Annotated in this window: 8 protein-coding genes; 5 read left to right on the forward strand and 3 right to left on the reverse strand. The window is 46.4% G+C overall.

The window, feature by feature from the left end; translation table 11 throughout:
- The first annotated feature begins 73 nt into the window (after nucleotides 1–73).
- The 3 genes from PQ469_RS04215 to ilvA all read left to right on the forward strand — a co-directional run bounded on the left by PQ469_RS04215 (nucleotide 74) and on the right by ilvA (nucleotide 3424).
- Nucleotides 74–832, forward strand: coding sequence for a class I SAM-dependent methyltransferase (locus tag PQ469_RS04215; RefSeq protein WP_274211851.1), 759 nt, complete (start codon nucleotides 74–76; stop codon nucleotides 830–832).
- Nucleotides 833–1004: 172 nt separating this feature from the next.
- Nucleotides 1005–2171: a 2-isopropylmalate synthase gene (locus PQ469_RS04220; protein ID WP_274211852.1), complete on the forward strand. Its 1167-nt coding sequence runs from the start codon at nucleotides 1005–1007 to the stop codon at nucleotides 2169–2171.
- A gap of 2 nt (nucleotides 2172–2173) precedes the next feature.
- Nucleotides 2174–3424, forward strand: a complete 1251-nt coding sequence (ilvA, locus tag PQ469_RS04225; protein WP_090643225.1) for a threonine ammonia-lyase IlvA — start codon at nucleotides 2174–2176, stop codon at nucleotides 3422–3424.
- A 326-nt stretch (nucleotides 3425–3750) separates the two neighbouring features.
- On the opposite strand, the gene PQ469_RS04230 is transcribed toward ilvA, so the two are convergent.
- Nucleotides 3751–8193, reverse strand: coding sequence for a beta-propeller fold lactonase family protein (locus tag PQ469_RS04230; RefSeq protein WP_274211853.1), 4443 nt, complete (start codon nucleotides 8191–8193; stop codon nucleotides 3751–3753).
- A gap of 818 nt (nucleotides 8194–9011) precedes the next feature.
- On the opposite strand from PQ469_RS04230, the gene PQ469_RS04235 reads away from it, so the two are divergent.
- The gene (locus tag PQ469_RS04235) at nucleotides 9012–9479 is read left to right on the forward strand and encodes a hypothetical protein (RefSeq protein WP_274211854.1); all 468 of its coding nucleotides are present in this window, start codon (nucleotides 9012–9014) and stop codon (nucleotides 9477–9479) included.
- A 186-nt stretch (nucleotides 9480–9665) separates the two neighbouring features.
- Here the strand turns inward: PQ469_RS04235 and PQ469_RS04240 are convergent, their stop codons facing one another.
- Nucleotides 9666–10121 (reverse strand): hypothetical protein, encoded by a 456-nt coding sequence (locus tag PQ469_RS04240; RefSeq protein WP_274211855.1) that lies wholly within the window; start codon nucleotides 10119–10121, stop codon nucleotides 9666–9668.
- Between the two features lie 6 nt (nucleotides 10122–10127).
- Complete coding sequence (locus PQ469_RS04245; RefSeq protein ID WP_274211856.1) at nucleotides 10128–11012, reverse strand: hypothetical protein; 885 nt, start codon at nucleotides 11010–11012, stop codon at nucleotides 10128–10130.
- 547 nt (nucleotides 11013–11559) lie between these two features.
- On the opposite strand from PQ469_RS04245, the gene PQ469_RS04250 reads away from it, so the two are divergent.
- A complete protein-coding gene (locus PQ469_RS04250) occupies nucleotides 11560–12075 on the forward strand; it encodes a hypothetical protein (RefSeq protein WP_274211857.1) in 516 nt (171 codons plus the stop codon).
- Nucleotides 12076–12190 lie beyond the last annotated feature (115 nt).

Consider the following 12190-nt stretch of genomic DNA (forward strand, 5'->3'; position numbering starts at 1 on the left):
AGGCGAAAGGCAGAAAAACCTGCTAAGACTAATGACTAATGACAGCGAAGCGAAATGACTAATGACTAATAAAATGAAGTGGAACGCTGATTTATACGACCAGAAACATGCCTTTGTATTTCAATTTGGCGAGGATGTTTTGGCTCTGCTGGATGTTAAACCCGGCGAACATATCCTGGATATTGGTTGCGGCACAGGCCACTTAACCAAGCAGATACAGGATAAGGGTGCCATTGTAAAAGGTACCGACTATTCGCCGGATATGATTGCACAGGCCAAAAAACTGTTCCCCGGTGTTGATTTCGCGGTAGAGAATGCTGCCGATTTTTATACTGAGGAAAAGTACGATGCCGTTTTTAGCAACGCGGCCCTGCATTGGGTTTTGGATGCCAATGGCGCTATCAAAAGTGTTTACAATGCCCTTAAACCCGGCGGCCGTTTTGTGGCCGAAATGGGCGGCAAAGGCAACGTAGCAAAACTATTGGAAGCCATCCGCCTGGTTCTGCAAAATCATGACTATCATGACCAGGCCGAAACCAAAGTTTGGTTTTTCCCGTCGACTGCCGAATATGCCACGTTGCTGGAAAATCACGGTTTTCGCGTAACCTTCACCGCCCACTACGACCGTAAAACGCCGTTACAGGACGGCGACCAGGGTGTAGCTAAATGGGTAACCATGTTTGGCGCCCAGTTTTTAGAAGGCATCCCCGAAGAAGAAAAAGAACAAATACTAAAAGAAATAACCCACAAGCTGGAACCCTACTACAACGAAGGCGGCCAATGGTACGCCGATTATAAAAGGCTAAGGTTTGTGGCAGTTAAAGAACAGTAGCAAGTAGTTAGTATCAAGTATCAAGACTTTTAATTGATTCTTGAATTAACGATATTTATAGATTAATTAAACACACGAAGGGTAGTTATATAGGCACACGGAGCAAAAAATCTTGATACTTGATACTTGCTACTATGTACTAAAACAACTACTTACTACTAAAAAGAAGAATATGTTACACGATCCCAACCGCGTTTATGTTTTTGATACCACGCTTCGCGATGGCGAGCAGGTACCAGGGTGCCAGTTAACCACCCCCGAAAAGATTGAGATAGCAAAAGAACTGGAACTACTGGGCGTGGATATTATTGAAGCCGGTTTCCCGGTTTCAAGTCCGGGAGATTTTCAGAGTGTTGTCGAGATCTCGAAGGCAGTAACCAACCCTACGGTTTGCGCGCTTACCCGTGCCAACAAGGGCGATATTGATGCTGCTATCGAATCACTAAAATATGCCAAACATCCGCGTATCCATACCGGTATAGGCTCGTCGGATATGCACATCAAGCATAAATTTAACAGCACCCGCGAGGAGATTTTGGAGCGCGCCGTTGAAGCCGTAAAATATGCCAAACGCGCGGTAGAAGATATCGAGTTTTATGCCGAAGATGCCGGCCGTGCCGATGTGGTTTACCTGGCTCAGATGGTCGAGGCTGTTATTGCTGCCGGTGCTACCGTGGTTAACATCCCCGATACCAATGGCTACTGCCTGCCCGATCAGTATGGTGCCAAGATCAAATTCCTGAAAGAGAACGTTAAAAACATAGATAAAGCCATCATCTCGGTACATTGCCATAACGATTTGGGTTTGGCCACCGCCAACTCCATAGCCGGCTTACAAAACGGTGCCCGCCAGATAGAAGGCACCATCAACGGCATTGGCGAACGCGCCGGCAATACTTCTATCGAGGAAGTGGTCATGATCCTGAAAGTGCACCAGGTATTGGGCTTAAAAACCAATATCGATTCCAAAAGGTTTTATGAACTAAGCCAGATGATCCGCACGCAAATGCGCATGCCGGTACAGCCTAATAAGGCTATTGTAGGCAGCAACGCCTTTGCGCACAGCTCGGGCATTCACCAGGATGGTTTCCTGAAAATGCGCGAAAATTACGAGATCATTCGCCCTGAAGATGTAGGCTTTCCGAGCGCCACAATAGTGCTAACCGCGCGCAGCGGCAGGCATGCTCTGAAGTTCCACCTGGAACGCCTTGGCTTTAGTTTGGATAAAGAGGAACTTGCCCAGGTATACAACAAGTTTTTAACGCTTGCCGATGTCAAGCTGGATATAAATGACGAAGACCTGCAGGGCTTAATGGCCCACAGGCTGGTAAAAAATTAATAATGGAAACCGAAACTAAAAACCTGCTCGATTTCGATTCGGCTTACGAACGATTGAAAGGGGTTGTTAAACGCACTCCACTGGAGTATAATGCCGGCTTATCGGCCAAATACGAGTGCGAACTATATTTAAAACGCGAAGACTTACAAATAGTACGCTCATACAAACTGCGTGGCGCTTATAACATGATAAGCCAGCTTACGCAAGACGAGCTTGACCGTGGCGTAGTATGCGCCAGCGCGGGCAACCACGCGCAGGGCGTAGCCTTTAGCTGCAGCCGCTTAGGTACCAAAGGCGTAATTTTTATGCCCGAAATTACCCCCAAGCAAAAAGTTACCCAAACCGAAATGCACGGCAAGGGCAATATCGAGATCATTTTAACCGGCGATACCTTTGACGATTGCCTGCGCGAGGCTTTGATATACACCGAAGCCCACCAGATGACGTTTATCCCGCCTTTTGATAATTACCGCATCATTGAAGGCCAGGGAACAGTAGGGGTAGAGATACTGCAGGACCTGCCCGATATCGAAGCCATCATTATGCCCATAGGCGGTGGCGGCTTAGCGGCCGGCACAGGCACCTACCTTAAGCAACACGTACCAGGCATTTATCTGGTAGGGGTAGAGCCCGAAGGCGCCCCATCTATGCTGGAAGCTTTTGAACATGGCGGACCAACCACCTTAAAAGAGATTAACCGCTTTGTTGACGGTGCCGCCGTGAAATGCGTAGGCAAACTCACCTACAACCTTTGCCAGCAGGTATTAGACGAAATGCTGCTGGTACCCGAAGGCAAAGTGTGCACCACCATACTCAAGCTATACAACGAGGACGCCATTGTGGTTGAACCCGCCGGTGCCCTGTCTGTAGCCGTGCTTGATGCCTGCAAGGATAAAATAAAAGGCAAAAAAGTAGTTTGCGTTATCAGCGGGGGCAACAACGATATTGCCCGCATGCAGGAGATCAAAGAAAAATCCCTCCTGTACGAAGGTTTGAAGCATTACTTCATCGTACGCTTCCCGCAACGCCCGGGAGCCTTGAAACTGTTTGTGAACAATGTATTAGGCCCTCACGATGATATTACCCGTTTCGAGTTCATCAAAAAAACCGAAAAAGAAAACGGCCCCGCCCTGGTAGGCATCGAACTAAAAACCGCCAGCGACTACCCCGCCCTGCTCAACCGCATGGCCGCCCACCGTTTCGACGTTATCGAGCTGAATAAAGATCAAACGCTGTTTGAGTACCTTGTTTAGGTGAGTAGTGAGTAGTGAGTAGTGAGTAGTGAGTAGTGAGTAGTGAGTAGTGAGTAGTGAGTAGTGAGTAGTGAAACGGGCCGGTCATGCTGAGCCTGTCGAAGCACGCGGGCAAAGGCCTGGCCGCCATGCCAATCCCACCATGTCATTGCTTGGCACGAAGCAACCGCCTCGCATGCCGTTCAAGCCAGTTGCTTACCCCAAAATATCAAAGCCTCCCGAAACCAAAAACTCCGGGAGGTTTTTTGTTTACCGCCACACTGTCTGAATCTTGATTTTCAGGATTAAAGGATACCCCTGATCCGTTCAGTCTTACTACCTAACACTTATCTTAAAATGGTAACCGGGCCAGACAAGGGCGCCGTGCCGTTGTCCAGGTGGATGATGTAATAATAAGTACCTTCGGGTAGTTCCTTACCGTTATAGTTGCCATTCCATGGTTTTGCATAGCCCCTCGATTGAAAAAGCAACACGCCATACCTGTTAAAAACAGACACCTGGCAATGTGGGTAGTTGGCAATGGCAGTTATCACCCAAGTATCATTAACCCCATCGTCGTTAGGTGTGAACGCATTGGGTATGGTAATGGTCGAAAAAACGGTCAGCGTACCATCTACAGTAGTTATATCATAATTTTGCGATGAGCCTCCGCTTACAGTTATAGGGTAAAGTCCATCGGGCGATGTCGTGGCGGCCGTAGTGTTCAAAAGGGGCAACACGGTTAACTGCGCGGGCTGGTCGCCATTTACAAAGCCGGTGTATGTGGCTGTCAATGTAGGATTTTCGGCACCCTGTTTTTTTGTTTTATCATCCGCTTTTATAGTAAGCAGCGCTTTATTCACGATGATATCGCCGGGCAGGTAGGTGATAATGTAATTGCCGGCAGTGAAAGTGCCACCAGTGGCGGTACTGCCAATGGCCTTGCCTTTGTAAACACCCACCCCGTCGGGACCGGAACCGCCTGTACCAAAGCTCAGCGTAACACCGCCTACGGTTTCGTTATTTTTTAAGCCCATCGGCGTAAAGTCGGTTGATTCCAGCGGGCTGTATAGCACTTCCCCGTATGTTTTTGTGGTATTGCCTACAACGATACTAAGCGGGGCCGGGATTACCGTGCCCCCGGCCTGCGGACCATTTACACCAGGGATGCCATCGGTACTAAAAATAAACTGCCCGGAATAGCTGTCCACAGGCGCCGATGCCGTCAGCCTAAAATATACATTGCCCGAAACAGTGGCCCCGGCGGTGCCTACAGTTATAGTTTTGGAAAAGCTGGCGTTATCGGCACTAACTTCAAACCCGTTGGGCGGGGTAATTAGAATGTCGGCAGTGAGGTTGGTGCCCGATACGTTGAAGCCAAACGATTGCGATGCCGTTCCGTAAACCGTTGTGAGCGGCGGCAAGACGCCCGAATAACTTATCTGCGGTGGCGGCGGCGGGTTTACCGTAATATCAAACGTTACGGGTGTGCCGTTGCAACCTGCACCTGCCGACAAGGGCGTTACGGTAATAGTGGCCACCATGGCGGTGCCGGTAGTGTTTATGACCGTAAATGACGGGATGTTGCCACTGCCGGTTGCGGGTAAGCCTATGCCGGGATTATTGTTAACCCATGAATAAGCCGTGCCTGTGCCGCTAAAGTTTATGGCTTTTGTTTTTGAATTGCTGGTTAGTGTTTGATTGTCAACCGGACTTACAATTGGCAAAGCTTTTATCACCCCGGCTACAGGCACAATTTGCGTGGGTGCCCCTGCAGAGTTCAGGAACAGGTTTCCCGATATGCTTCCGGCAGGATCTGAGGCTGCCGAGCGTACATAAATAATGGTGGCAGCAACCTTTCCTTTGTTACGGGCCAGCTTCATGGCAGTTACATACCCGCTGCCGGGGGCTGTAGCTATTTCAAGTCCGTTGGGCACGGTAATGTTTATGTCGTCGATAAGGCCGCTGCCATATACGGTAAATTGCTGAATATCGGGGCTGGCCGCTGCCGAACCCGCGCAGGCCGTGATGGCTCCCGCAACTGCCGTGGTTGTAATAGTAGGTGTTGATGGGTTAACGGTAATGTTAAAAGTAATGGGCGCGCCCGTGCAGCCGGTACCCGGCCTGTAAAAATCCCCTAAGGTTTGCGGGTTACCGGGGCTGCCTGTGTTTAGCGTGTTTACCAGCGCATTGGTTTGCGTGTCAAATACGTTTACCGTGCTGGAGTTTACATTGACCACGTACAGTTTTTTTCCATCCGGGCTTACAGATACCCCTTCGGGATTTTGCCCGGACGGTATCCTGTCTGCCTCCTTATTTGTTGCCGCGTCAATAACCGAAACAGTGTTGCCATAAAAATTGGATACGTATACCCGGCTGCCATCGGGGCTTACCACAACACCTGACGGAAAATTGTCGACAGGAATTGTAGCGATAACCTTGTTTGTTACGGTATTAAGCACCAGCACATTGTTTTCACCCGCGTTGGCAACATACACCCGGCTGCCGTCGGGGCTCACGGCAAGGCCCCAGGGGCTGCCGGTAACAGGGATATTGGCCGCAACAGTGTTTGTGGCGGCATCTATAACTACTATATACGTATCCTTTTCGTAGCTGGCAACTGCATACACCTTGCTGCCATCAGGGCTTATGGCTATACCCACCGCGCCCATAGGTATGGGTATGCGGGTTAATACGGTATTATTTGCTGTGTTTATCACGTACACATCACCCGATAATTCGTTGGCAACATATACCCATTTGCCGTTCGGGCTGGCAACTATGCCCCAGGGGTGATCGCCCATCGGGATGGTGGCTATAACAGAATTTGTGGCCGTGCTTACAACAGATACGCTCCCCAGCCCAACAGGATTTTCGTTCGTGATATATACCTTACTCCCGTCAGGACTTAAAGTTACGCCTACAGGGTAAATGCCCAAAGGGACGGTGTTCATAATGGCATTGGATGCCTCATTAATTACTTCCAGCCGGTTTAAATAAGTATTTACCATGTAAACCGCCCCTGCCGATGCCGGGGTTACCGTTATGGTGGCTGTTACCGGTGCGCTGCCGGTGTTTACGGCCGTAAAAGCGGGTATATTGCCGGTACCGCTTGCAGGCAGGCCTATGCCGGGCGTGTTATTTGTCCAGGTAAAAGTGTTGCCCGTGCCCGAAAAATTTACAGGCTGGGTATCATCGCCCGATAATACAATCAGGTTATCCACGTGGTTTACCGCAGGTAATGCGTTGACAGTGCCGCTAACCGCCGCCAACTGGTTGGCCGCCCCGGGAGAGGTAAGGCTAATGTTACCTGTAATATTACCTGCCTTTGCTGTGGATGCCGACCGCACATATACCAATGTACCATTTACTGCCCCACCCAACTGCGGAATGGTTATTACAGTTCCATAATTGTTGCCTGCACTAAGCGATGCTTCGAAATCCTTAGGCGCGGTAACCGTAACGCTGCCGCTGAGGTTTTTGGCCGATACCACAAACTGCTGTATATTGGGGCTTGCCGATGCCGAACCAACACAGGCGCTTATACTGCCCGTTACTGTACCCATGGTAATTACCGGCGCTGTTGATGATGGGTTAACGGTGAAAGTAAAACTGATAGCCGGGCTGGTACAGGACGTATTAGTGCTTACAAAATTACCTAACGAAGTTGGATATAAGCCCGTTGGTATTTTTGATTCTACAACGTTGGTTGCCGTATTAATCACAAATAATTCATCTGTAGCCCCGCAGGTTACATAAAGTTTACTGCCGTCGGCATTAAGGGACAAGCCAGAGGGCCCACCTACAGGTATGCTTGTTACGTTATTGGCAGATAGGTCGATCACCGAAACTTCACTTGAGTTATTATTGGCCACATATAAACGCTTGCCATCGGGACTAAGGCACATACCATAGGGGAACGAACCGACCGGAATATCCGTCGTTATCTTATTGGTAGTCAAATCAACAACCGAAATACTTTGCAGGTTGCCATTGGCTACATACAATTTGCTGCCATCCGGGCTCACACATGAACTGCGCGGTGCCGAACCGGCATCAAGCGCGATATCTGCCGAAATCTTGTTGGTGGCCGTATTAACCACGGCCACCCCATTTATCCCATAAGTTATGTAAGCAAACTTACCGTTAGGACTTACAGATACGTCCCATGGAGCGTTACCCGTAGCAACGGTAGCAATTACGCTGTTGGTAGCGGTGTTGATAACCGACAGGGTGTTATCGCCTTTATTGGCTACATATACACGGCTGCCATCGGGGCTTATGCACATACCCCAGGGCGTAATACCGGTTGCTACACTGGTAACCACGCTGTTAGTTACCCCATCAATAACGGTAACTTGGTTTATACCCTCGTTAGTTACATAAACCCTTTTACCGTCGGGGCTTACGGCTATTCCTAAAGGTGTTGAATTTACACCAAGGGTTTTAACTATTGCGTTGGTTGCGGTATTGATTATGGTGATGTTGGCTTCGCCAAAATTGGTTACGTAAGCAAAGCCGGTTGAAACAGGGGTAGCCGTAATGGTGGCAACAGTGGGTGTATTACCGTTATTTACAGCTTTAAATGATGCAATATCGCCGGTACCGCTTGCGGCCAGGCCAATACCGGGGTTACTGTTAACCCAGCTATAAGTACATCCCGTAGACGGGAAATTTGCTGGCTTTGTAGCATCGCCATTGGTAATAACCTGATTGGTTTGTGCCAATGTAAAAACACCTGCCAGCAAAAAAAAGAAAAATAATAATAACGCCGGTAGAAGTTTATTCAATGCATTAAGGTTTGCACAAATATACAATTTGGCCGTGGAATACAGTTACCTTAATACAGCTTCGCCCTTGTTGGTGTTCCCCGCTGCCTCAACCCTCCGAGACTGTGCGTCCGCATGCAAATCACGATTCTGTTGCAAAGCACCCGGCCCAGCCCACAGCCCACGTTAGGGGTAGTAGCGGATACCTGCCCGCGCCTAATGCCAGTGTAGTATGAGCGGATGACCCGGCCCCAACTTCTACCGGTTGGGGAAACGCCCGGGGAAAGAGTCAAGAGATTAGAATCAAGCGTTAAGACTTTTGGTGTAAGACCTGGGCGATCTGCTGACGGATAGGCAATATATGGGTCGTACCTACGGCACTCTTTTACCTGCTGTTTATTTTACCACGGGTTAAAACCCATGGCTACAATATTGGCCGAGAATACGGCTCTTTTTTATTGGCTGTTTGTTTAGGAGGGATTTAAGCAATTGTTGCAATATTGCCGGGACGATACCTATTGTGGCTGGGTAAATGAAATCATCATTGCGGCTAAGAGCCGTAGGCTCGCAACATGTTGTAGCAACGGGTTTTAACCCGTTGGATGAATACACAATAGCTTTTGAGTGCCGTAGGTACGGTGCATGTATTTGATGAATTCTTCCCTTTAGCGAACATCCGCCGGTCACAAGTTGGCCATCCACCGCCCTTTACAAAAGCGGTAAAGGACAGTGTGTTTGCGTCCTTAATATTCATACAAAGTTAGCGTGTAAAAAATGCTATTTTAGCAAGGTACAAGCAGCCTAACTTCTACAAAAATTACCTTATCAATTAATTGGTTATGAAAACGCAGAAAATTGTCGTTATCACTGCTCTCTGTTTAATCGGAGGATTGTTGATCTTTTCGGGAGTGTCGAAATACATAGAATTTAGTTGTGCGAATAGCTTCGGACCGGAATTTAATAAAAAACGCAAGGAACTGCATATTCCAATAATTCCTCCGGCGTGGGAAGTTTATTTTAAGGATAAATATGCAACTGCATGGCAAGCCCGCAGGGTTAGCAGGGGCCACAGTTTAAAAGTTGTGGTATATAACGGTTGTGATTTAGACGCTGAGGAGGACCATTACTATTTTAGTTCGAAGAAAATGCAGGATACGGTACTTACCGCGTACTACAAATACGTTAATCGAAATCGCGGCAAAGATTCAACGGTATTTATTTTCCAGATAGGTGATCATACGGATACAATCAGCAGTAAAAAGGCAGATAGTATTTTCGTGGCAAATAGAATAAGTAAAGATTTATAATTGAAATCAAATTAAGCCGCGTGACCAATATGTTCGCCCGCACTTTGTCGGAGTTGTCTCAGACAAACTCATTATCGTTATGTTTGTCGGTTAAACTGAAATCATATTTCCTCACTCCCCTTTTAGCGGAAATGTTGAGCGATGCCCACAAGCGCATACGGTTCAGTGATTTATTCAGAAAATCACCTACCGCACCTCCCCAACGTTTCCAAATCCGCTAATTTCACCATCATACTTAGTAGCAGATAGAATATCCCGGATTTCGGCGGGTAGTTCCGCAATTGTCGAAGGTTCAACCGGTGACGCTACCAAATGGTAATAAGGGTTATTAAAATTGTTAACCGTGGTTTTATCAAAAGAAAACAGTCCCCGGCTGGCCATTCCGGTGAAGGAGGATATGGATGGATCGGTTACATCAGGATTGGTTTTTAGGTTTTCTATGGTTTTTAATTCGGGGTTTAAGTTTACGGCACATCTGTAAAATAGGCCGCTGAAGTAATCCCAAAGCTTCGCCAAATTTTCGGCAGACATAGCTACCGATGCCGGTAATGGCCCACCACCCGACGCCACGTGACCAATATGTTCGCCATTGGTAAAAAACCAATCAAAATCGTAACCCATCTGTTCAGTATCGCTGATCATTTGCTTTTAAATAGGTTTTGCATTGAATAAATTTTCCACGGCCAATCTTTCAGCAAATTCAGCAAATTCTTTTTCCGGCTTTATAGCATTGAATTTGTTTTTAGCTTGGTTGGCGTTGTTTGGATGTATGATTTTGCAATCCGGAAAATCAAATTCAACAAAGTAGTTGCCAAATTCATTTAACAGTTTTTCCCGCGAAACCAAAACGGTGTCTTTAATATTCCTGAAAAACTTTTTGTATTGCCTGGTTAACAAAATATAATCTGTAGCTGGCAGCACAATGGGTAAATGCTCGGTCCAGATAGTTAACGTAAACGGTTCATTATTTTGTTTCTTTTTGAAAAAGAAGATCTTTGGAACAAAATAGCCATCGCCAAGTTTTTCCTGCAGCTGCCGCCTGTTAAAATTGTATTCCCAAACCTTATAACATTCTTCCTCGCTCAGGTAGCAGGTTTGCATGGGGTCAAAATGATCTTTACTTGCCCATAAGTTTGTTTTATTCCAAATACTGATTTCTTCATGCGCATTTGGTTTATATGGGTCAGAATCGGCTTGAGGATTTAAAACAAATAAATCCAGGTCCGCACAAAACTTTTCAACAAATTTGAAAGCTTCAGTCCCAAAAAATGCCGGCCGCATAAAATTGAGGTTGAATGAAAAATTCGTATCGTCAAAATCATCAATAGGTGTAATGTCCTCTTCTTCCGGCTGATTATCTGCATCGGGCTCGTTATAATCAAATGAAAAATATACCTCGGTGTCTTTATTTTCAAAAAACCATTGCGTGTTCCCTTCACCTGCCGCAACTAAATTGTTTGATAAATAATCAGAAATTTTATCGGTTGAAATTTCTTTGCCTTTTTGTTTATAGAAAAATAAATCGTAACTCATATTGGGTGATACAGTTTTGGATGTAAAGGTTGGGTTTGTTATGCCAATATACAGCTATTAAGTTAACAGAAACTGAATGAAAAATAATATCGAACACTGAATTTCGAATATCCAACACCGAAGTTTTCCTTCATTGTTCGAAATTGGATATTCCCGCCCCTTAGCGCAAGTGTTAGCGGTCGCCTGTGTTCGGATGACTTGTGACTTGTTTAGGACAAGACAGCGGGCCGATGTTGTCGATTACCACTAAATAATGTAAAAAAACGCGGTTACATGGAGTGTTTATTTTCAACGGCGGCCCATTCTTTCGAACTTATATAACAGCCAGGGAAATCCCTTTTAAGTCTTTTACCTCATGTAATGGTTTTTTCGCTGAGATGGGTAACCCCTACGGGGCATAAAAGAATTTCGATATATTTTGCTACAAACAGGTAGCCTCTACGAGGCAGACTGTCATAAATACAAATAAAAGGTGCATGGCTTATACTAAGGAAGCTCTTTAAATTCATAACCAACTTATTGCTTATCTTGGCAAACATCAATCATCATGTTGCACCAACCTTATTCAACTATGCCGGGAGCCTATCAATTAGAAAAATACCTATACACAGATGCCGACTTCGACACCATGAACTGGCACGACTGCCATATCCAATCATTTTGTTTCAATGACGATGATGAACTATTGCTGGATATCGACTATATGTTTGAATGGGTACAACCAAAAAAGGGAAGTAAATATTATAAGTTTTGGATTGCTCCCTGCACCTTAATCTTCGAAAACGTTCAACAGGTTGAGTTTGAATTGGACGGCGGACAGCCCATTATAGATTTTATCCAAAGGGAAAACCCGCAAGCAACCATAGCCGCCGAATACCTGGGCAGGGAATTTGAATATGATTGGGATATGGTGATGATTAACGGGGAGATGACTTTCAAGTCGGCAGGCTTTAAACAATATGTAAGGCAGGCGCCAATTCTTATCCGCGAGCAAAAACTCGGGCTGAAAACCAGGGGCGGGATTTGTTTTGACAGGTTATCCTTTCCGGAAAAGAACCAATAGCCAGGAATCAAGAGTTAAGATTAATTTGCTGCTAACCAGGCGTTCGTGTCAACGATAAATTGACGGGTAGTCTTTAGCCCAAAGTCTTAAGTTCTAAGTCAAAAAAAGAAAAAAA

It is taken from the genome of Mucilaginibacter sp. KACC 22773, from assembly GCF_028736215.1.
Classification (GTDB): Bacteria; Bacteroidota; Bacteroidia; order Sphingobacteriales; family Sphingobacteriaceae; genus Mucilaginibacter.